The organism is Nonomuraea sp. NPDC050663 (assembly GCF_044456985.1).
In the GTDB taxonomy this organism is placed as follows: domain Bacteria; phylum Actinomycetota; class Actinomycetes; order Streptosporangiales; family Streptosporangiaceae; genus Nonomuraea.
Window position 1 is genome coordinate 227,880 of the sequence record NZ_JBITGL010000003.1, and the last position, 23,692, is coordinate 251,571.

The following is a 23,692-nucleotide window of genomic DNA, read 5'->3' on the forward strand; positions in this document are numbered from 1 at the left end:
GGGTACGGCAAGGCGTTTCACCCGATGTTCACCCGTAATCTACATTGTAAAGGTGACCTTCCAGGAGATGACCGTCGCCGACCTCCAGCGCATCGTGGCCGATCACCCCCGCTACTGGGGCGAACGCGACCTGCGCGCCCTCCACCTGACCGCCCTGGTGCAGGAGTTCCCCTCCACCTGCCTGGTCGAGCGGGAACTTCGCGGCTACCTGATCGGGTTCGTCACCCCGGCTCTGACGGGATACGTGCACCTGATCGCCACCCGCGACGACGCCCGCGGCCAGGGCCTGGGCAGGGCGTTGTGGGAGGAGTTCACGCGGGCCGCGCGGCAGCAGGGCGCGACGAGGCTGAAGGCGATCACGTCCGTGGCCAACACGGGCTCGATCGCCTTCCACCGCGGCCTCGGCTTCGAGGTCGACCTCGTCGACGACTACAACGGCCCGGGCGAGACCCGCGTGGTCTTCACCCGGGACCTGTGACTCACGCCGGGTGCTCGGCCCGGTCGCCCGACCAGTCGGTGTGGAAGGCGCCCTCGCGGTCGACGCGGTGGTAGGTGTGCGCGCCGAAGAAGTCGCGCAGCCCCTGCACCAGCGCGGCGGGCAGGCGGTCGCGGCGCAGCGCGTCGTAGTAGGCCAGCGCGGAGGAGAAGCCCGGCGTCGGCACGCCGATCGACACCGCCGTGGTCACCACGCGCCGCCACGACTCCTGCGCCACCGCCAGGGCGTCGGCGAAGTACGGGTCGGCCAGCAGCGTGGGCAGCTCCGCGCCGTCGTAGGCCTGCCGGATGCGGTCGAGGAAGCGGGCGCGGATGATGCAGCCGCCGCGCCAGATGGTCGCCATCGCGCCGGGGTCGACGTCCCAGCCGTACTCCTTGGACGCGGCGGCCATCTGGTCGAAGCCCTGCGCGTAGGCGACGATCTTGGAGGCGTACAGGGCCTGCCGCACGTCCTCGATCAGCTCGCGGCCCGCCACGCCCGACACCGACGGGCCCTCCAGGCCGCGGGCCGCCGCGCGCTGCTCCGGATGGCCGGACAGGGCGCGGGCGAAGACCGCCTCGGCGATACCGGTCACCGGCACGCCCAGGTCGAGGGCGCTCTGCACGGTCCAGCGACCGGTGCCCTTCTGCTCGGCCTGGTCGACCACGACGTCGACGAACGGCGCGCCGGTCTCGGCGTCGACCTGCGCGAGCACCTCGGCGGTGATCTCGATCAGGTAGGACTCCAGCTCGCCGGTGTTCCACTCGCGGAAGATCTCGGCAAGCTCGGCGGGGGTGGCGCCGAGCGCCTGGCGCAGCAGGTCGTAGGACTCGGCGATGAGCTGCATGTCGGCGTATTCGATGCCGTTGTGCACCATCTTGACGAAGTGGCCGGCGCCGTCGGGGCCGACGTGTGTCGCGCACGGCACGCCGTCGACCTTGGCCGAGATGTCCTGCAGGATCGGGCCGAGCGCCTTCCACGACTCGACCGAGCCGCCGGGCATGATCGAGGGCCCGTTGAGTGCGCCCTCCTCGCCGCCGGAGATGCCCGTGCCGACGAAGTGCAGGCCGCGCTCGCGCAGGGCCGCCTCGCGGCGCCGGGTGTCGGTGAACAGCGCGTTGCCGCCGTCGACGATCATGTCGCCGGGTTCCATCAGCTCGGCGAGCTGGTCGATCACCGCGTCGGTGCCGGCCCCCGCCTTGACCATGATGATCGCCCGGCGCGGCCGCTTCAGGCTCGCGACGAAGTCCTTCAGCTCCTCGGCCGGCAGGAACGTGCCCTCGCCGCCGAAGGTCTCGACCAGCTCCTTGGTCCGGCTCCCGCTGCGGTTGTGCACGGCGACCGCGTAGCCGTGCCTGGCCAGGTTGCGCGCCAGGTTCCGGCCCATGACCGCCAGTCCGGTGACGCCGATGTCCGCAAGCTCCATATCTGCTCCTACGCAGGCTCGTGGGTTCAGGTTCAGTCGAACCGGACGCCTAGCTCGTCCAGGCGATCAAGCATATCGGCAGGGTCGGCGTACACGCGGAAAGCGCTTGCCCGTTCTAGCTCGTCGCGCCCGTATCCGCCCGACAGCAGGCCGATGCCCAGCGACCCGGCGCGCCTGGCGGCCAGCAGGTCCCAGACGCTGTCGCCGACCACCATCGCCGAGCGCGGATCGATGCCGAGCAGCGCCGCCCCGGCCAGGAACAGGTCGGGATCGGGCTTGGCACGGCGCACCAGATCGCGGGTGACCATGGGCGTGTCCTCCGGCAGGCCGAGCATGCCCAGCGCCAGCCGGGCCGTACGGGCGTAGCCGCTCGTCGCGATCGCCCACGGCACGCCGCGCGAGGTCAGCTCCGTCAGCAGCTCGACCGCGCCGGGCAGCGGGCGGACCGACTCGACCTGGTCGGTGTAGGCGTCGGCGTGGGCACTCTGCAGATCGTCGATCTGCGCCTGGCTCAGCTTGAGCCCGGTCTCGCGCAGCAGCGCGGTGACGAACAGGCCGCCGCTCATGCCGATGCGCCGGTGGATACGCCACACCGACAGGTCGATGCCCATGCTCGACAGGGCCGTCCGCCAGGCGATGACGTGCTGGTACACGCTGTCGATCAGGGTGCCGTCGAGGTCGAACAGGAACGCCGGCGCGGGCGGCTCCGGGAAATGGCTCATCGTTCCATTGTGAGCCGCGCCCTTCCGGCCACCTGGAGGAGGGTGGCGGCCGGTGGGAGGGCGACCGCGGGCCGCCGCCGGGTCATGCTGGTCACCATGACGGAATATCGCTTACTCGGACGCACCGGACTCGAGGTCAGCCCGATCTGCCTGGGCGCGATGATGTTCGGCTGGTGGGGCGAGAACGACCCCAAGGAGTCGGCGCGCATCATCGGCCGCGCCCTCGACGCGGGCGTCAACTTCGTCGACACCGCCGACATCTATTCCCAGGGCCAGTCGGAGGAGCACGTCGGCCAGGCCCTGGCGGCCTCCGGAAGGCGTGACGAGGTCGTGCTGGCGACCAAGTTCTTCGGGCGCATGGGCGAGGGGCCCAACCGCGGCGGCGGCTCGCGCCGCTGGATCGTGCGCGCCGTCGACGACAGCCTGCGGCGCCTGCGCACCGACTGGATCGACCTCTACCAGATCCACCGCCCCGACCCCGGCACCGACCTCGAGGAGACCCTGGGAGCCCTGACCGACCTGGTACGGCAGGGCAAGATCCGCTACCTGGGCAGCTCCACCTTCCCCGCCCACCGCATGGTCGAGGCCCAGTGGGCGGCGGCCAGGCGCGGCGGCGAGCGCTTCGTGTGCGAGCAGCCGCCCTACTCCCTGCTCGTGCGCGGCATCGAGGCCGACGTGCTGCCGGTGGCCCAGCAGTACGGCATGGGCGTCATCACCTGGAGCCCGCTGGCGGGCGGCTGGCTCACCGGCCGCTACCGGCGCGACGCCGTCCCCGAGAGCCGCAGGAGCGCCCTGCTGCCCGAGCGCTACGACCTGAACCTGGCCGGCAACCAGGCCAAGCTCGACGCGGTCGAGCGGCTGGCCGCGCTGGCGGAGGAGGCCGGGCTCACGCTCATCGAGCTGGCCCTGGCCTTCACCCTGCGTCATCCGGGCGTCACTTCCACCATCGTCGGGCCGCGCACGATGGAGCATCTGGAGAGCCAGCTGACCTGCGTGGACGTGCGGCTGGGCGACGACGTGCTGGACCGGATCGACGAGATCGTCCCGCCCGGGACCACCCTCAACCCCGCCGACCGCGGCTACCAGCCGCCCGAGCTCACCACCCCCGCGCTGCGCCGCCGCGCCTGAGGCCGCGCCCTGGCACGCCCGGCCTCAAAGCGGACCCTCAACGGCCTACAGGTGCCTGCCCCACCAGTCGAGGATCGTCTCGAACCGCGCCACGCGGTGGCTGGGCAGGCCGGTCCGTGACATCTCGTGGCCCTCGCCGGGCACCAGCAGCATCTCGGTCTCGACGCCGCGCAGCTTGAGCTTGACGAACAACCGCTGCGCCTGCTCGACCGGGCAGCGCCAGTCGTGCTCGGAGTGGATGATCAGGAACGGCATCTCGATGCGGTCGGCGTGCGTCAGCGGGCTCTGCTCGGCCCACCCCTCGGGCTCGCCGTACAGATCGTTCGCGAACGACCAGCCGATGTCGCTGCTGCCGTGGAAGCTGTCGATCGCGTTGACCGCCCGCTCGCTGATGGCGGCCCTGAACCGGTCGCCGTGGTGGGCGGCCAGCCAGGTGGTCATGAAGCCGCCGTGCGAGCCGCCCAGGACGCCGATGCGGGAGGCGTCCAGGTCGTCGCGGGTCAGCGCCTCGTCGAGCAGGGCGAGCAGGTCGACGGCGGAGCGGCGGCCGACGTCGCCCTTGATCACCCTGCCGTGCGCCTGGCCGTACCCGGAGGAACCGCGGGGGTTGCCCATCACGACGGCGTACCCGGCCCCGGCGTAGACCTGGGCCTCGTCGAACAGCGTCCAGCCGTACTGAGCGAAGGGCCCGCCGTGGATCATGAGCAGCACCGGGTGCGGACCCTCGCCCTCGGGGCGGACCAGCCATCCGTGCACCGGATAGCCGTCCGGGGCGCTCGTGACGATCTCCTCGATCGCCAGCACGTCCGGGCCGGAGGCGAACGACGTCAGCGTGGTCTCCTTGCCGTCGCGCACCCCGACCAGCTCGCCGGCGCTCATCGGGTCGCCGACGGCCGCCACGGTCGTGCCCTTCGCGTGCGCGAAGCCGGTGACCTGGCGCCGTCCCTCGACGACCGTCTCGGGCTCGCCTCCGCCGTACGGCACCAGCAGCAGGTCGACCGCGCCCCGGTTCTCCACGGCGCACAGCACCCCCTCGGGCGTCGGCACCGGCATGCCGGTCACCTGCAGGCGCTCGGCGTCGGTGAGCCTGACCGGCTCCTGCGAGCCGTCGAGCGGCACCGACCACAGACCCAGGTGCGAGGCGACCAGCGTGCGGCGGTTCTCGCCCGCGTCGGCGCCCAGGAAGCACAAGGTGCGGCCGTCGGGGGCGAAACGCGGTGCGGCGACCGCCAGGTTCGTCCCGGTCACCCGGCGCAGCCCGGAGCCGTCGGGCGCGCACAGCCACACGTCGTTGACGAGCATGCTGTCGCTGTCGTCGTGCCGGGCCGCGGTGAACGCCAGCAGCGTGCCGTCCGGGCTCCACGTCACGCCGCCGTGGTCGACGTCGCCCTCGGTGATCCTCGTGGCCTCGGCCGTACCGTCGGCGGCGGAGAACGGGTCGGTCACGAACACGTGCGTGCGGCGGTCCAGGACGAAGCCGATGTTGTCGACGCGGTAGCGCAGGGTGGTGATGCGCCGGGGGCGCTCCTTGCCCGGCTCGCCCTCGCCGTACCTGCCCTCCTCCGGCACCCTGGCCACGAACGCGATGCGCGTGGAGTCGGGGCTCCAGCAGATCTGCGACACGCCCAGCGGCTGGTCGGTGACCCGCCAGGGCTCGCCGCCCGCCGTGGGCATCACGTGCACCTGCGGCTTGGCGCCCTTCCCGCCGCGCAGGAACGCCAGCCACGCGCCGTCGGGCGAGTACACGGGCTCGCCGTCGTTCGGCCCCCCGGTCAGGCGGCGCGGGGCGCCCGACCCGTCGGCGGCGACCAGCCACAGACCGGCGCGGTACTCGTCGGCCTCCAGGTCGGCGCGGCTCACGGAGACGACGGCGTGAGCTCCGTCGGGGGAGATCGCGGGGGTGCCCAGGGTGTGCAAGAGGGAGATCTCGGCAGGCTTCATAAGGTCCTGCTTACCACGATCGTCCGCTTTGCCGGACCTGAGGAGGCCGGTGCGCCGCCTTTACCGACCGGAGGGCTTGACCGGCGGGCGACGCGGAAAGGTCGCCGGAGGTGAAGGATCTTCCCACCGCCGACCTGGCCCGCCGCGCCGACCAGGTGCAGAAGGGCGGTGCCAGGGCCGCCGTGCTGGGCGTCAACGACGGCCTGGTCAGCGTGCTGTGCATCATCCTCGGCCTGGCCGGCGCGGGCGCCGGCGCCGCGGACGTCCGGCTCGCGGGCGTGGCCGGGCTCGTGGCCGGCGCGGTGTCGATGGCGGCGGGGGAGTGGATCTCCGTCACCGCCCAGGTCGAGCTGTTCAAGGGGGTCCTCACGGAGCTGCGCGGCTTCGTCCGCGACGCGCCGCAGGCCCTCACCGAGGAACTCGCCGGCGCCCTGCGCCGCTCCGGCTTCTCCGACCGTACGGCCCGCGCCGCCGCCGGTGAGGCGGCGCAGGACCAGGAGCAGCTGTTCACCGTCTCGGCCCGCCGCATCGTCGGCATCGACCCCCACGAGCTCGGCTCACCCTGGACCGCGGCGCTGTCGTCGTTCGCCCTGTTCACGGTGGGCGGGCTCATCCCGTGCGTGCCGTGGTTCCTCGGCGGCGGGCCGGGCGCCGTGACGGCGTCCATCGTCTGCACCTGCCTGGCCGCCCTCGGCGTCGGCGCCGTCGTCGCCCGCTCCAGCGGGCGCAGCCTCCTCTACGGGGCCGTGCGGCAGCTGGCGATCGTGCTGATCGCCGCGGCGGTGACGTACTTCGCGGGCACGCTCGTGGGCTGAGGGCGCGTATAGCTCGCCTCCCTTGCATTCGGCGATCAAGGCGCCCGACCCGACGGCGGCACGGACGTCGTCGACATAGCTCATCGGCATTCCTTCCGAAGGCGGGCTGCTCGGTATCCACCGACTCTGGTAGGAATGGACGGATGCGCGTCAAGCCCCTGATCGCGGTCGTCCCCCTCGCCGCCGGGCTCCTGGTGGCGGCCCCGGCCGCCGCGGCCCCGCCGAAGATCCCCGCCGGCACGGCCGCGGGATATGTCCTGTTCGACCGCCAGGCAGGCAAGATCATCGCCTTCCGCAACGTGCACAGGAAGTTCCGCTCCGCCTCCGTCAGCAAGATCCTCATCGCGATCGACTTCCTGGAGCGCACCCCCACGGTCTCCCAGGCGGACGCCAGGCTGCTGCGCGTGATGCTCCGCTCCAGCGACGACTCCGCCGCCACCACGTTCTGGAACCGGGGCGGCAAGGGGAAGATCGTCGAGCGGATGGCGCGCAAGCTCCGCCTGGCCGACACCGCGCCGCCGCCCGCCTCCAAGCCCGGCTTCTGGGGGTACGTCACGCTCAGTGCGCATGACATGGTGCTGACCTATCGCTACCTGCTCGACACGGCCAAGCCCGCTGTGCGCGACCTCATCCTCGGCCACCTGCGGCGGGCGACCAAGTGCGGGACGGACGGGTTCGACCAGTCGTTCGGCATCCCCGCCGCCGTGCCCCGGCCGTGGGCGGTCAAGCAGGGGTGGTCGGGCTTCGGCACGGTGCCCGCGGTGAAGTGCACGACAACACCGACGACCCGCACCGCGGCAGGCGGCCGGCCGTCGTGGAGGGCGCTGAGCGGCGGCCAGATGGCGGTGCAGCCGCCCACCCTCACCGGCGTCACCACCACGACCGGGGTGCCCGACCTGGGCAGGCCCGTGCTCCACACCACCGGGCTCGTCGGCCAGAAGGAGCGCTACATCCTCGTCCTGCTCACCGCCCACCCGGCGGGCGGGCGCTGGAACGACTCGGTCAAGCGCACCAACCACATCACCGCCGGCATCTACAAGGCCGCCATGTAGGCCGCGTAGACCTTCTTCGGCACGCACATCCTCCACGCCTCGGTCACGAGCTCGCGCATCTCGCCCTCGTCGAGCTCCGACATGCGCGCCTGCACCCACTGGTAGCGCAGGTCGCGCTCCTCGGGCATGAGGAACTTGTCGGGCTCGGCGGCGACCAGGGCCTCGCGTTCCTCCTTGGGGAAGCCGAACCCCATGATCGTCTCGTCGCGGGAGAAGGCGACGTAGACGATGCTGCCCACGCGGAACTTCACCCGGTCGCGGATGAGGTGCTCGGAGGAACGTGGCAGCCTCGATGCGAGGCGGCGCACGTCGTCGACGGTGACCATGCCGCGGACTCTAACGACCGCCGCCGACAGTTTCGGCGAACCGGGGCGGGCCGACTGTCCAGCCCGCTCCAGTTTCGGCGAACCGGGGCGGGCCGACTGTCCGGCTGCCCGCCGCCAACGGCTGTGCCCGCCCCCGACGATCACCGCCGATGACTAGCACCCCCCGCCCAGGGCAGCCGTGTCGTATGAGAGTCGTCGTCGTGGGCGGATCGGGCAACGTGGGCACCAGCCTGGTCGCCGCCCTGGAGCGGGACCCGGGCGTCACCGAGGTGGTGGGCCTGGCCAGAAGGGTGCCGACCTGGAAACCGGGGACCAAGACCACCTGGCGCCCGGCCGACGTGGCCGAGGCCGACCTCGCGGGGTCGTTCGCCGGGGCCGACGCGGTGGTGCACCTGGCGTGGCTGATGCAGCCCACCCGCGACCCGGTGGCCACCTGGCGCGCGAACGCGCTGGGCAGCGCGCGGGTGTTCCGCGCGGCCGCGGAGGCCAAGGTCACCACGCTCGTGTACGCCTCGTCGATCGGCGCCTACTCGCCGGGCCCGAAGGATCGGGCGGTGGACGAGTCGTGGCCGGCGCACGGCTGGCCGAACGCCGCGTACGCCAGGGAGAAGGCCTACGTCGAGCGCCTGCTCGACTCCTTCGAGCGCGATCATCCGGACATGCGCGTGGTGCGCATGCGGCCGGGGTTCATCTTCAAGCGGGAGGCGGCCAGCCATCAGCGCCGCCTGTTCGCGGGGCCGTTCCTGCCGAACAAGCTCATCGGCGCGCTGCCGTTCGTGCCGGACCTGCCGGGCATGCGGCTCCAGGTGGTGCACGCCGACGACGCCGCGGAGGCCTACCGGCTGGCGCTGACGAGTGACGTCAAGGGAGCGGTGAACCTGGCGGCCGACCCGGTGCTGGGCGCCGCGGACCTGGCCTCGCTGCTCGACGCCCGTACGGTCAGGATGCCCGCCTGGCTGGCGCGCACCGCGCTCAGCGCCGCCTGGCGCGCACGCCTGGTGCCGGCGTCGCCCGGCATGCTGGAGATGCTCCTGGGCCTGCCGGTCATGGACGTCACCAAGGCCAGGACGGAGCTCGGCTGGCAGCCGCGCCACAACGCGCTGGCCACCGTGCGCGAGCTAATCGAGGGCCTGTACGGCGGAGCGGGCATGGACACCCCGCCGCTCGAAGCCCACCCCAGCAGGGTGAGTGAGTTGTCGACCGGAGTGGGCAGGAGGCCCTAGCAATCAGTGAGCCCCGGGAAGCCATGGTCCGGGGCTCACCCATCGTTCAGGGCTTGAGCAGCACCTTGACGGCGCCGTCGCGCTTCTTCTGGAACATCTCGTACGCCCCCGGCGCCTCCGACAGCGGCAGCCGGTGGGTGGCCAGGTCCATCACGCCGAGCGGGTCGGACTCGTCGAGGACCAGCGGCATCAGCGCCGGGATCCACCTCTTGACGTGCGCCTGCCCCATGCGCAGGGTGATGCCCTTGTCGAACATGCGCAGCAGCGGCATCGGGTCGGCCATGCCGCCGTAGACGCCGACGACGGAGACCGTTCCGCCCCGCCGTACCGCGTCGATGGACTCCAGGAGCGCGGCCAGCCTGTCGATGCCGGCGTTGCGCATCAGCGGCGCGGCCAGGGCGTCGGGCAGCAGGCCGGTGAACGCCTGGCCGAGCTTGGCGACGGGGGAGCCGTGCGCCTCCATGCCGACGGCATCGATGACGGCGTCGGTGCCGCGCCCGCCGGTCAGGTCGCGCACCTTGTCGGCGACCTGGCCCGCGCGGGCGTCGATGACCTCGGCGCCGTGCCTGCGCGCCATCTCCAGCCGCTCGGGCACGCCGTCGACGGCGATGACGCGGTGGCCGCGGTGGCGGGCGACGCGGCAGCACATCTGGCCGATGGGTCCCAGGCCGAAGACGGTGACGCTGCCCGACTCGCCGAGCGAGCAGTACTCGACGGCCTGCCAGGCGGTCGGCAGCACGTCAGACAGGTAGACGAAACGCTCGTCGTCGCCCTCGGCGGGCAGCGGGATCGGGCCGAACTGGGCCTGCGGCACGCGCAGGTACTCGGCCTGGCCGCCGGGCACCTGGCCGTACAGCCTGGTGTAGCCGAACAGCGCCGCGCCCGAGCCGTACTCCTTGACCTGGGTCGTCTCGCACTGGGCGTACAGCTCCTGCTGGCAGGGCACGCAGTGGCCGCAGGAGATGTTGAACGGGACCACCACCCGGTCGCCGGGCTTGATGTGCCCGACCTGGGAGCCGACCTCCTCGACGATGCCGATCGGCTCGTGCCCGAGGACGTCGCCCTCGCTCATGAAGGGGCCGAACAGCTCGTACAGGTGCAGGTCCGAGCCGCAGATCGCGGTCGTGGTGATCTTGACGATGGCGTCGGTGGGTTCCTTGATGGCGGGGTCGGGGACCTCCTCGACCCTGACGTCGCGCTTGCCGTGCCAGGTGACAGCCTTCACGATGTGCTCCTTCCAGCGGAGCGGAGCGAGCGGGCGAGGGTCGCGCCGTAGACGAGGTGGGCGGCGATCATGACCGCCTGCCGCCCCGGCCGGTCGCGGTGGGCGGGCGGCATCGCGCCGATGGCGGGCACCCAGCCCTGGTAGGAGGCCAGCCAGATGGCCATGCCGTAGCCGGCGCCGAGCCAGGTGGGCACGCCGCGCCCGCGCGACAGGGTGCTGAGCAGCGCGCCTCCCGCGGCGCCGAATCCGAAGTGGCTCGCGATCGCCACCGGGGTCTCGCCCTGCCGGCCGAACAGGCGGCGGGCGACGCGTCTGGGTGGCTGCTCTCCCATGAGCCCGAGCTTGTCGCCCGCGAGCATCACGGTGCTCATCGCCGTCGTGGCCATGCTTCCGGCGGCGGCTCCTCGCAGCAGGTTGCGTATCATCCGACGCCCCTGCCCCGGCCCCCGGAGGCGAAACCGCTCGTCGCACGGGGGCGCCCGCTCGCCCGTTACACACGGTTACCGGATCTCGCGCACGGGGACAGCCCGGCTCGTGAGTCTCTCCGCGATGGTGCTGGCGTTGACCATGACCGTCTCGTACGGCCCGCAGAGCATGGATGTGCTGCCCGGCGACGGCGGCAGGCGTCCTGGCGTCTTCCTCGTGCACGGCGGCTGGTGGTCGGAGGGCGACAAGTCGGCGCTCGCCTCGGTCGCCCGCCGGTTCTCCGCGCTCGGTTACGCCGTCTTCAACCTCAACTACCGGCTGTCGGGCGCCGCCCGCTGGCCCGCGCAGCGTGACGACACGATCGACGCGATCGAGCACGCCCGGCGCAACGCCGCCCGCTACCGCTTCGACCCCTCCCGCTACGTGCTCGTCGGCTTCTCCGCGGGCGGCCACGTCGCCGCCTCGGTCGGCGTGCACGACAGGCGTCCGCCCGGCCTGCGCGGTGTGGTCGGCTTCTCGCCGGTCTCCTCGCCGCTGCTGGCCTACGACACCGGCGGCCGCCTGGGCCGCTCGGCCCGCGCCCTGGCCGGATGCCCGCCGCGCGCCTGCCCGCGCACCTGGCGGAGCATGGAGGTGGCCCAGCACGCCGATCCGGGCGATCCGCCGATGCTGGTCTTCCACGCGGCACGCGAGTTCGTGCCGCCGGCCCACAGCCTGCCGCTGCGCCCGCTGGCCGAGGTGCGCGTGCTGCCGGGCGCCGACCACAGTCTCAGGCTGTACGGCAAGCGTTCGGTCGCCAGAGCTGCGGAAAGGTGGATCAAATCCATTATGTGAGACAAAGCTTCTCGAAATATGGAAGATCCGATAGCGTCGTGCCATGACGTACACCCACGGCCACCACGAATCGGTCCTGCGCTCGCACCGCTGGCGCACGGCGGAGAACTCCGCCGCCTACCTGCTGCCGCACCTGAAGCCCGGCCACACGCTGCTCGACATCGGCAGCGGCCCCGGCACCATCACCGCGGACCTGGCCGGCCTCGTGGCGTCGGTGACCGCCTCGGAGGTCAAGCCGCAGGCCCTGGAGCTGGCCCGCGCCGAGATCGAGCGCCGAGGTGTGCGCAACGTGGAGTTCGAGGTGGCCGACGTGCACGCCCTCGACTACGCCGACGGCAGCTTCGACGTCGTCCACGCCCACCAGGTGCTGCAGCACGTGCAGGACCCGGTGCGGGCGCTGCGCGAGATGGGCAGGGTGGCACGCGAGCTGGTCGCGGTGCGCGACAGCGACTACGCGGCCTTCACCTGGTATCCGCTGCTGCCGGAGCTCGACGAGTGGATGGAGCTGTACCAGCGGACCGCCCGCGGCAACGGCGGCGAGCCGGACGCCGGGCGGCGGCTGATGGCGTGGGCACGCGAGGCGGGCTTCACCGACGTGAGCGCAACCTCATCGACCTGGTGTTTCGCCACCTCGGAAGACCGGCAGTGGTGGGGAGGCATGTGGGCCGAGCGCATCCTGTCGTCGGACATGGCTGGGCAGGTCCTGGAACGGGGCCTGGCCACCGAGGCGGACCTGCGGCGCATCTCGGAGGGCTGGCTCAGGTGGGCTCAGGACGAGGACGGCTGGTTGTCGATCCTGCACGGCGAGATCATCTGCCGAGTGTCCTGACGCGCTGCCACCGGGGGTCGTTGTAGAGGAAGGTCGGCACGTCGTCGATCAGCTCGTCGGGCGCGGAGACCATCACGATCTCGCCCCACTGCTGCAGCTGCAGGAGCACGTCGCGCACCCGCGGGCCGACCGGCAGCCGCCCGAACTCCAGGCTCAGGCCGCCGCGCACGGCGTCGGCGATCTCCGACAGGTGGAACGGGCCGTCGAAGCCGGCGATCACCGTGCGGGCCAGGGTGACGGTGATGACCTGCTCGGCCTCGGCGTGGGCGAGCTGCCAGTGGATCTGCTCGCGGCGCCGGCCGGTGCCGGCGCACGACGAGCACCCGCGCAGCAGACCGGGGGCGATCTCCTCCTGCTTGCCGCCCAGGCACACCGTGCACAGCCTGCTCTCCGCCGCGTGCACCTCGGCGGTCATGCGGTCGGCGAGGGACAGGCCGCACGCGCAGCCGTACGCCTCATCGCCGAGGAACTCGCCGGACCGCCGGGTGATCACATGCATGGTCATAGACCCTACCCGTCGGCCAGCCCCCGGTGACGCCGCAGGGCCTTGCGGGCGGCCGCGGCCACCTTCGGGTCGGGGTGGCGCTCGACCAGCGTGAGCAGCACCTTCCCGGTGTCGGGGTGGCGGCCGAAGGCCAGGATGGAGATGCTCTCGGCCTGCTCCTCCGGGGCCATGCCCATGGCCATCGCCTCGACCACCTGCTCGCTGTCGCCGCCGTACTCCAGCAGCGAGGCGGCCATGTCGACCAGCACCCACGCGATCTCCTCGGCCGACGACTCCCGCTCGGCGCCCAGCCGGGCGGCGACCAGGGCGCCCACGCGCGGGGTGCCGAGCAGGCCGCGCAACGCCTCGCGCCCGTCGTCGCCGAGCTCGGCGTCGAGGATCTGCAGGGCGACCGTACGGCCCAGCGGACTGGCTCCGGCCGCGGCGGCGGCGATCTCCTCGGCGGCCTTGGCCCGGTCGCGCCCCGACAACCAGCCGGTCAGCTCCTCACGCCGTTCGTCCTCGGCGTAGGAACGCAGCCCCTGCAGCAGCGCGGCCGCGTCCTTGCCGGCCAGCGAGCCGAACACGGGCACCTGCTGGCCGGTGATGCTCGCGAAGACCCGGCGCGCGGCCCACTTCCCGAGCGGCGTCAGCTCGCTCGGCCTGTCACCGGGGCCCTCGTCGCTCCCGCTGCCGTCGCCGGGCCGCTCGGCCACCAGTCCCAGCTCACCCAGGATGCCCGGCGGGACCGGCCGGGGCTCGCCCGACAGGAACAGCTCGGTCAGCGTCACCGCCTCCTCCTGGCCGCCCAGCTCGGCCGGGTGCACGGCGACGAAGCACACCTCGTCCCACAGCCGCAGCACCTCCTCGTCGGAGCCGTCGCGCAGCACCTCCACCTCGCCGTCCGGCGTGTCGAGGCCGGTGCGGCCGGCCAGCTCGGCCGGCGCGCTCTGGTCGAGGAATCGCGCGGCCATCGGGGTGGCGCGCACGGCCGCGGCCAGCTCCGCGTCGCCGGGCAGGTGCAGCGGCGGGAGCAGAGGCATCGGCAGGTCGTCGAAGGAGTCCATCAGACCATCTTGGCGGAAAACGGGGTGACACGGAGACAGCCCCACGCTAGAGTCCCTCGTGCCCGATTAGTCGAATGAAAGGAGTAGATGCCATGCTTCGCCGCTTTGGGGCATCTAATGCCTCTAATGTCGCTTTTCGGAGGAAATATGCTGTTCCGTCCCACGGTCGAGGCTGATCTCGACCGGCTGCTCGACGTCGTCGTCGACGAGCCCGTCAGCTGGGCTCACCCCGAGCGTGTCCGCGCCGAGCTGAAGCTCGGCAACTACCGGCCCGAATGGATGTGGATCGCCGAGGACGACGGCGTCATCCTGGCCCGCGTCGTGTTCTGGGGCATGCCCGCCGACGCCAAGCCGTACTCCATCGACTGCCTGTCGGTGCACCCGTCGGTCACCGACCGCGTCGGCCTGGCCGCCGAACTGATGAGCGCCGCGATCGAGCAGCTCGGCACCAAGCCGGAATACCACCTGTTCCTGCCCAACGCGTGGCGCGAGCGGCCGGACGTCGCGGCCGCCGTCGGCTGGCGCGCCGAGGTCATGGCCAGGGTCGGCATCGCCCACCGGCTCGAACGTTTCCGCTACGAGTGGACCCCCGCCGCCCCGGTGCCCGAGCCCTCGCGGCGCCTGGTCTTCCGCCCCGAGCCCGACGACGAGGTCATGGTCGACGCCTTCCGCCGCGTGGCGCAGGGCACCCTGGACCACTCCACCCTCAAGGAACTGGCCACCATGGACCCCGTCGCGCAGGCGCGCGGCGACGTGGAGTCGTACCAGCACAACTTCCGCGGCGAGCGCGACTGGTGGCGCCTGGCCTTCACGCCCGAGGGCGAGCTGGTCGGCCTGGCCCTGCCGTCGGCCAACAACGGCGGGCCCATCGTCGGCTACATCGGCGTCGTGCCCGAGCACCGCGGCAAGGGCTACGTGGGCGAGCTGCTCGGTGAGATCACCCGCTTCCACGCCGCCCGCGGCGCCGAGGTCGTGCGGGCCGACACCGACTTCGCCAACGTGCCGATGGCCAAGGCCTTCGAGCGGGCCGGATACGTCAACACCTCGGTGCGCCTGGTCCTGTCGGACGAGAGCTGAGCCGTGCGGGGCCCCGCCCGGCGAGCTCCCGTCCGGCGAGTTCTGTCCGGCGAGGCCCCGAACAATTCGATGTTCAACGAAACGTTCCGGCTATAGCGTTCCGCCATGGATGTGGTCACCGAGAAGACCGACCGTCGCGCCCTGCTCGCGGCCGCGGTCACCGTGGTGTTGTGGGCGTCGGCGTTCGTGTCGATCCGCGCGGCAGTCGAGTCGTATTCCGCAGGAGCGCTGGCCCTGGGGCGCCTGGTCGCCGGGACCGTGGCGCTGGTGGCGATCTTGCTGATCCGGCGGGAGGGCTGGCCGGCCCGCAAGGCCTGGCCCGGCATCGCCGTCTCTGGAGTGCTCTGGTTCGGCGTCTACATGGTGGCGCTCAACTGGGGCGAGACCCAGGTCGACGCCGGGACGGCCGCGATGGTGATCAACACCGGACCGATGATGATCGCCCTGCTGGCCGGGTTCTTCCTCAAGGAGGGATTCCCCCGGCCGCTGCTGATCGGCATGGCGGTGGCCTTCTGCGGCGCGGTGGTCGTCGGGATCTCCATGTCGGAGGGCGGCGCCGCCTCCATCCTCGGCGTGGTCGCCTGCCTCGTCGCCGCCGCCTCGTGGGCGGTGGCGATCATGGTGCAGAAGCCGGCGCTCCAGCACGCCTCGGCGCTGCAGGTCACCACCTTCGGCTGCGCGATCGGCATGGTGGCCTGTCTGCCGTTCACCGGCCAGCTGATCGACGAGGCGGCGCGGGCGCCGCTCTCGGCCACGCTCAACGTGATCTACCTGGGGGTCTTCCCGACCGCGCTGGCCTTCACCACCTGGGCCTACGCCCTGGCCCGCACCACGGCGGGACGCATGGGGGCCACGACGTACGTGGTGCCCGCGCTGGTGGTGCTGATGGCATGGGTGGCGCTGGGGGAGGTGCCCGGCTGGCTGACCTTCGTCGGGGGCGCCCTGTGCCTCGTCGGCGTGGCGATCTCCCGCCGAAAGTAGAACCCGCCGACCTCGGAGCCGGTCAGCCTTCGAGCCCGCCGACCGGCCGACCTTGGAGTCGGCCGACTGGGTCGGCGACCGGTCGTTCGCCCTGCTCAGGGGCCCTGCTCGGCGGCTCTGCTCGGCGGCCCTGGTCAGCGGCCGGTGGTGCGGCCTGGTCGGCGCCTGGCGTGCTGCGGGCGCTTGGCGCCGGTGATGCCCGTCAGCCATGCGACCAGGCGGGGCGTCACCCACGCCTGCCCGAGGATCAGCCGCAGCGTCAGCGGAAGCGCCGTGCGCCGCCGCCCCTTGCGCGTGGCGTTGACCAGCGCCCTGGCCACCTGCTCCGGCGTCACCTCGGGAATCATCGCGCTGATGGTCGGGATGCGCTCCTCCGACCCCGGGTTGCTGGCGAAGTAGTCGCTCGACACCTTGCCCGGCAGCACCTCGGTCACCCCGACCCCGGTGCCCCGCAGGTCGGCGTGGAGGGCCTGCACCAGGCCGCGCAGCGCCCATCGCGCCGCCGCGTACCCGAACGCGCCGGGCCAGGCCACCCGCGACACGGGGGAGTTGACCACCACGATCCGCCCGCTGCCCCGCCGTACCATGTCGGCCGCGAAAGCGGTCGTCACGTAGCCCGCCGCCAGGTACGGCACGGCGGCCTGGCGGAGGAAGTCGTGCGGCGTGGTCTCGTCGGCGAACTGCCAGGTGCCGGCTCCGGCGTTGTTGACGATCACGTCGGGCGTGCCGAGCTCCGACTTGACCCTCGCGGCCATCGCCACCACCGCGTCGGGATCGCCCAGATCGGCGGGGTAGACCCAGGCGAGCTCACCGATCTCCAGGGCCAGGGCCTTGAGTCGCTCCTCGCGCCGGGCCACCAGAGCCACCTTCGCCCCCGCGCGGGCGAACTCGCGGGCGGTCGCCTCGCCGATGCCGGACGAGGCCCCGGTGATCAGCACGACCTTGTTCCACAATTCCACGTCGAACTCCCGAGGCGACAGGTGACGGTAGCCGCCTCATGTTAGCCGCGATCACGCACCCGCATTGACCTCGGCTCTCGTCCCCGGCGGCCCTCCCAGGGCGAGGGTCACCCGAGGTTGACATCTCCGTTTCTTGGTTTCACCGTCGTAAGACGGGCATATATGGGGCTGACATTCGCCCAGATGCATCCGTAGTATCCGAAATATCCGGAGCGTTGGGGGCTTCACGTGGCGGGACGTGGCTCGAGTGTGGTAGTGAACCCGGAGGTGTCTCCGGAAGTAGCGACGGTGCTGCGTGCGAACGCGCCCTTATTAGCCCGGATGCGCAACGGCTGGGTGCCCACCCGGGACCGCCGCCGCGTTCTGGCCCGCACCGGCTGGAAGATCGCCAGGGTGATGGCGGCCCTGGGCGCCCTGGTGATGGCCCTGATCCTCTTCGACGCGACGATCCTGGCGCCCTTCGCGCTGGTCATGCTGGGCCTGTCACTGCTGTTCTTCGGCTCGCTCGTCAAGGGCGACCCCGTCAGCGAGGGCGACCGGCGGGCGGCCGCCGAATGGAAGGTCTACGAGCAGGCGCGTGACCACCAGGGCAAGTACGTCCTGCTGGACCGTTTCGACGACGCCTCCATCCGCCTCATGCGCCGCGCCCAGATCGCGGTCGACTCCGTGATGACCTCCACGGTCAACGAGGAGGGCCTGCTCGACGACGCCCGCAACGCCGTGATGTTGCCGGCGCAGGAGTGGGAGATCGCCCGCCTGCTGTCGAAGTTGTCGGGCCTGAGGGTCGAGCACAAGGAACTCGTCGCAGGCGAGATCACCCCCGAGGTCAAGGCGGTGGCCGAGCCGCTGTCGCGGGCCCTCGACAGCAGCGAGGCGGCGGTGATCGCCCGCGTGGAGGCCCTGGAGAACTACGCCGCCCACGTGGCCGAGGCCGAGCGCGCCTACCGCGCCCAGCACCAGATCGAGCAGCTGCGCGCGAAGCTGCCGCGCTACGAGGAACTGCTGGCCGAATCGGGCGCCGAAGACTACATCGAGCCCGAGATCGCCCGCCTGTCCGACGACGCCGACCGCCTGGAGCAGGCTCTGAGGCGCAGTGTGCTCTCCGCCCACGACGCCTTCCGCTACCTGGAGAAATGATCGGCGATGGACCTCGTGGTCGACCCGCGGACACCGGAGGCGCAGACCCGGTTCCTGCGGGAGAGCACGGCCATGCTGGAACGAATGCGGCGCGGCTGGATGCCCGCCAGGACCCATCCCGACCACGGCTCGGCGCCCTATCTGGTCCTGCTGTTCGTGCCGCCTGGCCTGCTGTTGATGGGCGACCTGACCCTGCTGCTGCCGTTCGTCCTCTTCGTCACGGTGGTGATCCTCGCCTTCTGCGCGGTGCCCTGGAATGAGGGCCAGATGACCGACTACGCCCGCTACGAGCGCCTGCGGGTGCTGGCGGGCCACTACGTCCTCGTCGACGACCTGGACGCCGACTCCCCCCGTCTCTGGAGCAGGGCCCGGGCGGCCCTGGCCGTGGCGCGCGGCAGCACCGCGCTCGACGCCGACGGCGAACTGGCGCTGAGCCACCTGGAGTGGCAGATCGCCCGCCTGCTGACCAGGCTCTCCGCCCTGCGGGCCGAGCACGCCCAGCTGGTCACCCCCGAGATCGAGGAGGTCGCCAGGCCCCTGACCTCGGTGCTGGAACGCAGCAGGGCGGGCGTGGAGGCCAGGGTGGCGTGCCTGGAACGCGTCGCCGAGGCCGAACGCATCCGTGCCTGGCTCGAACGCCTCAGCACGGCCGTACCGCGTTACAAGGAGCTGCTCGACGACGCGATCGACTACCAGGGGAGGTGAGGTCCGATGGACGTCGTGGTGGATCCGGAGGTGCCGGAGGAGGACGCCAGGGTCCTGAGGGAGAGCACCGGGCTGCTGGCCCGCATCCGCAACGGCTGGGCGCCCCGCAGGTTGTCGTCGCGCCGTCTCGGCCTGGGCAGCGCGCTCATCATGGGCCTGATGGGCTTCCTGGCCGTCTGCACCCTGATGATCTTCATCGGGCTGGCGCGGACCGGCCCCGGCCTGACGATCCTGGGGTTCGTCGGGTTCATCATCTTCACCGCCGCCTTCATCAACCAGCCGGTCGACACCGAGGACGAGGAGGAGGCCGCCGACCGTGAGATCTACGAGCGAGCGCGCCGCCACCAGGGCCGCTACGTGCTCGTCGGCGACCTCGACGAACCCTCGACCCGGCTGCTGGACCGCACCCGCGGCGCCATCCGCGCCATCACCGGCGCCGCCGTCAACGCCGACGGCCTGCTCGACACCGCCAGCAACGCCGTCACCCTGCGCGCCCAGGAGTGGGAGATCGCCCGGCTGCTGGCCAAGCTGTCCGGCCTGCGAGGCGAGCACCGGCGCACCATGGCCAAGAACCTGGCCCCCGAGGTGGCGGCGATCGCCGAACCCCTGGGCAGGGCCCTGGACGCCAGCGAGAACGCCGTGGTGCGGCGTGTCGAGGCCCTGGAACGTTACGCGGCGCACGTGGCCGAGGCCGAGCGCGCCTACCAGGCCCATCTGCAGGTGGAGGAGCTGCGCGCGCGGCTGCCCAAGTATGAGCAACTCGTGGCCGAGGCGGGCGCCACGGCGGTGCCCGAACTCGAACGCCTGTCTGACGACGCCGAGGCCCTCCAGCGGGCGCTCGGACGCACTCTGGAGTCGGCCCGTGACGCCTTTCGCTACCTGGATGGCTGACAGCCCGGCGAATCCCGCCATAGGATCGCGCAGTAATGGATGTCGTAGTTGATCCAGGAGTGCCGGAAGAAGAGGCGCGGCTGCTCCGAGAGAACGGGGACCTCTTAAGAAGGTTCCGCGCGGGCTGGGTCCCCGACGGACGGCGAAAGCGCCTGATGGGCAAGGTCCCGGACCTGGCCGTGATCGGCGTCGTGACGGCCGTTCTGTTCATGGCGGGCGTGGCGATGGACGGGCCGCTGATCCTCGCGTTCGTGGGGCTTTTGGCCTTCCTCGCCTACTATGTCCGGCTCAGCGCCCAGCAGGAGGAGTCGCGGGCCCGCGAGATCTACGACCAGTCCCGCTGGCACGAGGGCCGCTACGTGCTCACCAGCGACCTGGACGAGGCGTCGCAGCGCCTGCTCAAGCGCGCCAGGGACGCGATCACCACGGTCACCGACTCGATGGTCAACGCCCAGGGGCTGCTCGACGACGTGCGCAACGCCGTCATGCTGCCCGCCCAGGAGTGGGAGATCGCCCGGCTGCTGGCCAAGCTGTCGGACCTGCGGGGCAAGCACCGCGAGACGGTGTCGCACGGCCTCAGCCCCGAGGTGGCCGCGGTGGCCGAGCCGCTGGCCAAGGCGCTCGACAGCAGCGAGGCCGCCGTGGTGGCGCGGGTCGAGGCGCTCGAACGCTACGCGATGCACGTGGCCGACGCCGAACTGGCCTACATGGCCCACCACCAGGTCGAGGAGCTGCGCAGCAGGCTGCCGCAGTACGAGGAGCTGGTGGCCGAGGCGGGGGCCACGGCCGTACCCGAGCTCGACCGGCTCACCGACGACGCGGGGGAGCTGGAGCAGGCGCTACGGCGGAGCCTCAGCTCCGCCCACGACGCCTTCCGCTACCTGGGCCAGTGAGGCCCCGGGAGTCCTGAGCTACCTGGGCCAGTGAGGCCCCGGAGTCTTCGGCCACCTGGGCCGGTGAGCCCTGGCCTCCTGCGCTACTCCGGCTTGCGGCCGACGCCCGCGTGTGCCTGGGCCGCCGTCTGCAGCAGCAGGTCGGCCAGCGCGTCGGCCGCGTCGACCCGCCCGATCTTGCGCGCCGCCTCGCCCATCGACGCCCGCAGCGCCGGATCGGCCAGCAGCGGCATCAGCTCGCCCAGCAGGTCGTCGGCGGTGGGCTTGGGCTCCAGCAGCGCCCGCGCCGCCCCCGACTCGGCCAGGTAGCGCGCGTTCTTGCGCTGCTCGTCGCCCCCGGTCGGGATCAGCGGGATCAGCACCGACGGCTTGCCGATCGCGGTCAGCTCCGACACCGTGCCGGCCCCGCTGCGCGAGATGACCACGTCGGCGGCGGAGTACAGGTCGGGCAGCTCGGCGCCCACGTAGGGCAGCGGGTGGTAACGCTCGGCCAGCTCGGGCGGCAGCTGGATGGCGCGCATGCGCTCGATCCAGGCCGGCCCGCACTGGTGCACGACCTGGGCGTGCGGCAGCAGGCGCGGCAGCAGCTCGGAGATGAGCGTGTTGATCTGCAGGCTGCCGGTCGCGCCGCCGGTGACGTAGATCACCGGCACCTCGAAGGTGAGCCCGAAGTAGTCGTAGGCGGCGGCCCGGTTGCCGTGGAGCAGCTCGGGGCGGACCGGGTTGCCGGTGACCACCACGCGGTCGCGCACGTTCTCGGGCAGGTGCGCCAGCGACGAGACGTGGCTGACGGCGATGGCGGTGGCGAAGCGGGCCAGGATGCGGTTGGCCAGCCCGACGACGGTCGTCTGCTCGTGCATGACCAGCGGCCGCCGGATGATCTTGGCGGCCAGCCCGATCGGCACGGCGACGTAGCCGCCGGTCGACAGCACCACGTCGGGGAGGTAGCGGGCGGCGTGGCCGATGGCCTGCCCGACGCCGAGCGGGATGCGGAACATGTCGGCCACGTTGGTGCCGAGCTCGCGCAGGTTCGGCCGGCGGCGCAGCTTGCCGGTGGTGATGGCCTTGAACGGGATGCCGTGCTCGGCGGTGATGCGGGCCTCCAGCCCGCCCGCGGTGCCCACCCACAGGACATCGTGCGGGATGCCCCGCTTCTGCAGGGCGGACAGGGTGGTGAGCGCCGGATAGGTGTGTCCTCCGGTGCCACCGCCGGTGATGAGCAGTCGCATGCGATCAGATTATGGCCGGGAGCCGTGGTGTCGTGACTTCAGGAGGGGGTAGTCGGCAAGAATGTCGACCATCTCCCGCATCGCCGAACTGCGCCATGGACGAGCTCTGCACACGATTGGCCGTCTGTTCACCGGTGAGCTGGAGCCGCTCGGCCACGAGCCGCTGGGCGTGCCCGTGCTCGACGGCGGCGGCAGGCGCGAGGTGATCGTGCGATTGTCCAAGGGCCTGTCGTTGCCGGGCGGCATGCCGGACGTCCTCGGCATCGCGATCAAGATCCCGGGAGGCGGCGCCGACGGGGGCGACCTGGACCTGCTGCTTTCGAGCAGCGGTCCGTTCCGCCGCCTGCCCTTCCCGCTGACGGGCTTCACCCGGGGACGCTTCTCCACGCTGATGCGCCCGCGGCTGACCGCCGAGCCGCTCGACACGGGCCACCACGCGGGCCACGACACGGGCCACGACACGGGCCACGACACGGGCGCCGATCCTCGCGACCTGGCCCTGCCGCTGGCCTTCGTGATCAAGCGGGGTCGTGCGAGGCTCGCCCTGCTGCGCGTCGTGGAGCCCCGCGAGGGCGAGGCCGACTTCGACCCGGCCGTCAACCAGCACCCGGTGCTGCGCCCGCGCGGCGTGCTGGCCCGCCTGCGCCAGGTGGCCTACGCGCGCTCCCGCGAGGGCCGCAAGGGCCTGCCCAGGGCGAGCGCCGTCGACACCGTACGGCTCGGCGCCCAGGTCCTGGTTCCGACCCTGCTGCAAGGGGTGATCCTGCGGCGCCGGGCGGGCAGCGCCCTGGCCGGGCTGATCGACGCCGACGGCCGCGCCACCCGGCTGCTGCGCCGCATGCGCGCCAAGCACGGCGACGGCCCGCTGCTGGTGCGCGTGCCGATGCGCGGCTGGCTGCTGCTGCCGCTGACCGAGGCCGACGTGCGCCGGGTCCTGCACGATCCGGCCTTCCACCCGGCCACCAGGGAGAAGCGCGGCGCCCTGGCCCACTTCGCCCCCGAGGGCGTGCTCGTCACCGTCGACCGGGAGCTGCGCGGGCGCCGCCGGCGCTTCAACGAGCAGGTGCTGGCCACCGGCGAGGCCGAGCACCCCTTCCACGAGCGGTTCCGCCGAGTCGTGGCCGAGGAGGTCGCGGGCCTGCCCCGCGAGGGCACGCTGACCTGGGACGCCTTCGGCGCGGCGCACTGGCGGATCGCCCGGCGGATCGTGCTGGGTGACGCGGCCCGCGACGACGAGGAGCTCACCTGGCTGCTCAACCGCCTGCGCGGCGACGCCAATTACTCCTACGTGCGCGGCCACCGCACCGACGTGCGCGCCCGGTTCGCGCGCCGCCTGTCGCGCCACCTGGAGCGCGCGGAGGACGGCAGCCTGGCCGCACTGGTGCGGTCCACGCCCGCCGCGCCCGACGTGGACCCCGGCGGCCAGGTGCCGCACTGGCTGTTCGCCTTCGACGCCGCGGGCATCGCCGCCTACCGGGCCCTGGCGCTGCTGGCCGGGAACCCGGACGCCGGCGCGCGCGAGGCCGTGCGCGAGTCGGTGCGGTTGTGGCCGACGACGCTCGCGATCCTGCGCGACAGCCCGCGCGGCGCGATGGTGGCCATCCACAGCCCCTATGCCAACCGCATCGAGGGCGACGACTTCCAGCCGGGTTCGTCGGCCGGCGTTCCCTTCAGCGACGGCCACGGCCGCTGTCCGGGCGAGGACCTGGTGATGCTCGTGGAGAGCATGGTCATCGAGGAGTACCTGAGCTCGCGCGAGATCGAGGGGCCCGACCTGCCCGTGGCCCTGCCCGGCAGCCTCGACCACTTCACCCTCCGCTTCGCCGTACGACCGGCTGAGCGGTAGC

The 23,692-nt window shown here is 72.2% G+C and carries 24 protein-coding genes; 14 read left to right on the forward strand and 10 right to left on the reverse strand.

What is annotated here, in order from left to right; translation table 11 throughout:
• The first annotated feature begins 52 nt into the window (after positions 1-52).
• Positions 53-478 (forward strand): GNAT family N-acetyltransferase, encoded by a 426-nt coding sequence (locus ACIBH1_RS10105; RefSeq protein ID WP_397313318.1) that lies wholly within the window; start codon positions 53-55, stop codon positions 476-478.
• A 1-nt stretch (position 479) separates the two neighbouring features.
• Here ACIBH1_RS10105 and gndA read toward each other — a convergent pair whose 3' ends face one another.
• Positions 480-1,901, reverse strand: coding sequence for an NADP-dependent phosphogluconate dehydrogenase (gndA, locus tag ACIBH1_RS10110; RefSeq protein ID WP_397313319.1), 1,422 nt, complete (start codon positions 1,899-1,901; stop codon positions 480-482).
• Between the two features lie 32 nt (positions 1,902-1,933).
• Positions 1,934-2,623 carry an HAD family hydrolase gene (locus ACIBH1_RS10115; RefSeq protein ID WP_397313321.1) on the reverse strand — a complete coding sequence of 230 codons (690 nt, stop codon included), beginning with the start codon at positions 2,621-2,623 and terminating at the stop codon, positions 1,934-1,936.
• A 96-nt stretch (positions 2,624-2,719) separates the two neighbouring features.
• Between ACIBH1_RS10115 and ACIBH1_RS10120 the strand changes: the two genes are divergently transcribed.
• Positions 2,720-3,751, forward strand: coding sequence for an aldo/keto reductase (locus tag ACIBH1_RS10120; protein WP_397313322.1), 1,032 nt, complete (start codon positions 2,720-2,722; stop codon positions 3,749-3,751).
• A 45-nt stretch (positions 3,752-3,796) separates the two neighbouring features.
• Here ACIBH1_RS10120 and ACIBH1_RS10125 read toward each other — a convergent pair whose 3' ends face one another.
• On the reverse strand, positions 3,797-5,692 hold the full coding sequence (locus tag ACIBH1_RS10125) for a S9 family peptidase (protein ID WP_397313323.1): 1,896 nt from the start codon (positions 5,690-5,692) through the stop codon (positions 3,797-3,799).
• Between the two features lie 110 nt (positions 5,693-5,802).
• Here ACIBH1_RS10125 and ACIBH1_RS10130 point away from each other — a divergent pair, with 110 nt between their 5' ends.
• Positions 5,803-6,507, forward strand: a complete 705-nt coding sequence (locus tag ACIBH1_RS10130; protein WP_397313324.1) for a VIT1/CCC1 transporter family protein — start codon at positions 5,803-5,805, stop codon at positions 6,505-6,507.
• A 143-nt stretch (positions 6,508-6,650) separates the two neighbouring features.
• Positions 6,651-7,559, forward strand: a complete 909-nt coding sequence (locus ACIBH1_RS10135; protein WP_397313325.1) for a hypothetical protein — start codon at positions 6,651-6,653, stop codon at positions 7,557-7,559.
• On the opposite strand, the gene ACIBH1_RS10140 is transcribed toward ACIBH1_RS10135, so the two are convergent.
• A complete protein-coding gene (locus tag ACIBH1_RS10140) occupies positions 7,541-7,885 on the reverse strand; it encodes an MmcQ/YjbR family DNA-binding protein (RefSeq protein ID WP_397313326.1) in 345 nt (114 codons plus the stop codon). The two genes, ACIBH1_RS10135 and ACIBH1_RS10140, sit on opposite strands and share 19 nt — an antisense overlap.
• Before the next feature lie 185 nt (positions 7,886-8,070).
• On the opposite strand from ACIBH1_RS10140, the gene ACIBH1_RS10145 reads away from it, so the two are divergent.
• Positions 8,071-9,108: an NAD-dependent epimerase/dehydratase family protein gene (locus ACIBH1_RS10145; protein ID WP_397313327.1), complete on the forward strand. Its 1,038-nt coding sequence runs from the start codon at positions 8,071-8,073 to the stop codon at positions 9,106-9,108.
• Between the two features lie 46 nt (positions 9,109-9,154).
• Here the strand turns inward: ACIBH1_RS10145 and ACIBH1_RS10150 are convergent, their stop codons facing one another.
• A complete protein-coding gene (locus ACIBH1_RS10150; RefSeq protein WP_397313328.1) occupies positions 9,155-10,333 on the reverse strand; it encodes a zinc-dependent alcohol dehydrogenase in 1,179 nt (392 codons plus the stop codon).
• On the reverse strand, positions 10,330-10,758 hold the full coding sequence (locus ACIBH1_RS10155; protein ID WP_397313329.1) for a DUF6789 family protein: 429 nt from the start codon (positions 10,756-10,758) through the stop codon (positions 10,330-10,332). Before ACIBH1_RS10155 ends, ACIBH1_RS10150 begins: the two co-directional genes overlap by 4 nt.
• Before the next feature lie 109 nt (positions 10,759-10,867).
• On the opposite strand from ACIBH1_RS10155, the gene ACIBH1_RS10160 reads away from it, so the two are divergent.
• Both ACIBH1_RS10160 and ACIBH1_RS10165 read left to right on the forward strand, forming a co-directional pair.
• Positions 10,868-11,593, forward strand: coding sequence for an alpha/beta hydrolase (locus ACIBH1_RS10160; RefSeq protein ID WP_397313330.1), 726 nt, complete (start codon positions 10,868-10,870; stop codon positions 11,591-11,593).
• Positions 11,594-11,636: 43 nt separating this feature from the next.
• Complete coding sequence (locus ACIBH1_RS10165; protein ID WP_397313331.1) at positions 11,637-12,422, forward strand: class I SAM-dependent methyltransferase; 786 nt, start codon at positions 11,637-11,639, stop codon at positions 12,420-12,422.
• On the opposite strand, the gene ACIBH1_RS10170 is transcribed toward ACIBH1_RS10165, so the two are convergent.
• Both ACIBH1_RS10170 and ACIBH1_RS10175 read right to left on the reverse strand, forming a co-directional pair.
• Positions 12,403-12,921 (reverse strand): hypothetical protein, encoded by a 519-nt coding sequence (locus ACIBH1_RS10170; RefSeq protein WP_397313332.1) that lies wholly within the window; start codon positions 12,919-12,921, stop codon positions 12,403-12,405. The two genes, ACIBH1_RS10165 and ACIBH1_RS10170, sit on opposite strands and share 20 nt — an antisense overlap.
• A gap of 11 nt (positions 12,922-12,932) precedes the next feature.
• Positions 12,933-13,973: a hypothetical protein gene (locus ACIBH1_RS10175; protein ID WP_397313333.1), complete on the reverse strand. Its 1,041-nt coding sequence runs from the start codon at positions 13,971-13,973 to the stop codon at positions 12,933-12,935.
• A 147-nt stretch (positions 13,974-14,120) separates the two neighbouring features.
• On the opposite strand from ACIBH1_RS10175, the gene ACIBH1_RS10180 reads away from it, so the two are divergent.
• Together ACIBH1_RS10180 and ACIBH1_RS10185 are read left to right on the forward strand one after the other, a co-directional pair.
• Positions 14,121-15,050 carry a GNAT family N-acetyltransferase gene (locus tag ACIBH1_RS10180; RefSeq protein ID WP_397313334.1) on the forward strand — a complete coding sequence of 310 codons (930 nt, stop codon included), beginning with the start codon at positions 14,121-14,123 and terminating at the stop codon, positions 15,048-15,050.
• A gap of 105 nt (positions 15,051-15,155) precedes the next feature.
• Positions 15,156-16,031, forward strand: a complete 876-nt coding sequence (locus tag ACIBH1_RS10185; RefSeq protein WP_397313335.1) for a DMT family transporter — start codon at positions 15,156-15,158, stop codon at positions 16,029-16,031.
• A gap of 134 nt (positions 16,032-16,165) precedes the next feature.
• Here ACIBH1_RS10185 and ACIBH1_RS10190 read toward each other — a convergent pair whose 3' ends face one another.
• Complete coding sequence (locus ACIBH1_RS10190; protein WP_397313336.1) at positions 16,166-16,990, reverse strand: SDR family NAD(P)-dependent oxidoreductase; 825 nt, start codon at positions 16,988-16,990, stop codon at positions 16,166-16,168.
• A 288-nt stretch (positions 16,991-17,278) separates the two neighbouring features.
• Between ACIBH1_RS10190 and ACIBH1_RS10195 the strand changes: the two genes are divergently transcribed.
• The 4 genes from ACIBH1_RS10195 (at position 17,279) to ACIBH1_RS10210 (ending at position 20,616) form a co-directional block, all read left to right on the forward strand.
• On the forward strand, positions 17,279-18,127 hold the full coding sequence (locus ACIBH1_RS10195) for a hypothetical protein (RefSeq protein WP_397313337.1): 849 nt from the start codon (positions 17,279-17,281) through the stop codon (positions 18,125-18,127).
• A gap of 6 nt (positions 18,128-18,133) precedes the next feature.
• Positions 18,134-18,832 (forward strand): hypothetical protein, encoded by a 699-nt coding sequence (locus ACIBH1_RS10200; protein ID WP_397313338.1) that lies wholly within the window; start codon positions 18,134-18,136, stop codon positions 18,830-18,832.
• A 6-nt stretch (positions 18,833-18,838) separates the two neighbouring features.
• On the forward strand, positions 18,839-19,723 hold the full coding sequence (locus tag ACIBH1_RS10205; RefSeq protein WP_397313339.1) for a hypothetical protein: 885 nt from the start codon (positions 18,839-18,841) through the stop codon (positions 19,721-19,723).
• 155 nt (positions 19,724-19,878) lie between these two features.
• Complete coding sequence (locus ACIBH1_RS10210) at positions 19,879-20,616, forward strand: hypothetical protein (RefSeq protein WP_397313340.1); 738 nt, start codon at positions 19,879-19,881, stop codon at positions 20,614-20,616.
• 83 nt (positions 20,617-20,699) lie between these two features.
• Here ACIBH1_RS10210 and ACIBH1_RS10215 read toward each other — a convergent pair whose 3' ends face one another.
• Entirely contained in the window at positions 20,700-21,845 is a 1,146-nt protein-coding gene (locus ACIBH1_RS10215; protein WP_397313341.1) for a UDP-N-acetylglucosamine--N-acetylmuramyl-(pentapeptide) pyrophosphoryl-undecaprenol N-acetylglucosamine transferase, read from the reverse strand.
• A 61-nt stretch (positions 21,846-21,906) separates the two neighbouring features.
• On the opposite strand from ACIBH1_RS10215, the gene ACIBH1_RS10220 reads away from it, so the two are divergent.
• Positions 21,907-23,691: a hypothetical protein gene (locus ACIBH1_RS10220; protein ID WP_397313342.1), complete on the forward strand. Its 1,785-nt coding sequence runs from the start codon at positions 21,907-21,909 to the stop codon at positions 23,689-23,691.
• Position 23,692 lies beyond the last annotated feature (1 nt).

Coding starts and splice junctions, on each gene's coding strand:
- gndA (WP_397313319.1), bottom strand. CDS start 1,901: ATGGAGCTTGCGGACATCGGCGTCACCGGACTGGCGGTCATGGGCCGG.
- ACIBH1_RS10115 (WP_397313321.1), bottom strand. CDS start 2,623: ATGAGCCATTTCCCGGAGCCGCCCGCGCCGGCGTTCCTGTTCGACCTC.
- ACIBH1_RS10120 (WP_397313322.1), top strand. CDS start 2,720: ATGACGGAATATCGCTTACTCGGACGCACCGGACTCGAGGTCAGCCCG.
- ACIBH1_RS10125 (WP_397313323.1), bottom strand. CDS start 5,692: ATGAAGCCTGCCGAGATCTCCCTCTTGCACACCCTGGGCACCCCCGCG.
- ACIBH1_RS10135 (WP_397313325.1), top strand. CDS start 6,651: ATGCGCGTCAAGCCCCTGATCGCGGTCGTCCCCCTCGCCGCCGGGCTC.
- ACIBH1_RS10140 (WP_397313326.1), bottom strand. CDS start 7,885: ATGGTCACCGTCGACGACGTGCGCCGCCTCGCATCGAGGCTGCCACGT.
- ACIBH1_RS10145 (WP_397313327.1), top strand. CDS start 8,071: ATGAGAGTCGTCGTCGTGGGCGGATCGGGCAACGTGGGCACCAGCCTG.
- ACIBH1_RS10155 (WP_397313329.1), bottom strand. CDS start 10,758: ATGATACGCAACCTGCTGCGAGGAGCCGCCGCCGGAAGCATGGCCACG.
- ACIBH1_RS10165 (WP_397313331.1), top strand. CDS start 11,637: ATGACGTACACCCACGGCCACCACGAATCGGTCCTGCGCTCGCACCGC.
- ACIBH1_RS10170 (WP_397313332.1), bottom strand. CDS start 12,921: ATGCATGTGATCACCCGGCGGTCCGGCGAGTTCCTCGGCGATGAGGCG.
- ACIBH1_RS10175 (WP_397313333.1), bottom strand. CDS start 13,973: ATGGACTCCTTCGACGACCTGCCGATGCCTCTGCTCCCGCCGCTGCAC.
- ACIBH1_RS10180 (WP_397313334.1), top strand. CDS start 14,121: ATGCTGTTCCGTCCCACGGTCGAGGCTGATCTCGACCGGCTGCTCGAC.
- ACIBH1_RS10185 (WP_397313335.1), top strand. CDS start 15,156: ATGGATGTGGTCACCGAGAAGACCGACCGTCGCGCCCTGCTCGCGGCC.
- ACIBH1_RS10200 (WP_397313338.1), top strand. CDS start 18,134: ATGGACCTCGTGGTCGACCCGCGGACACCGGAGGCGCAGACCCGGTTC.
- ACIBH1_RS10205 (WP_397313339.1), top strand. CDS start 18,839: ATGGACGTCGTGGTGGATCCGGAGGTGCCGGAGGAGGACGCCAGGGTC.
- ACIBH1_RS10210 (WP_397313340.1), top strand. CDS start 19,879: ATGGGCAAGGTCCCGGACCTGGCCGTGATCGGCGTCGTGACGGCCGTT.
- ACIBH1_RS10215 (WP_397313341.1), bottom strand. CDS start 21,845: ATGCGACTGCTCATCACCGGCGGTGGCACCGGAGGACACACCTATCCG.
- ACIBH1_RS10220 (WP_397313342.1), top strand. CDS start 21,907: ATGTCGACCATCTCCCGCATCGCCGAACTGCGCCATGGACGAGCTCTG.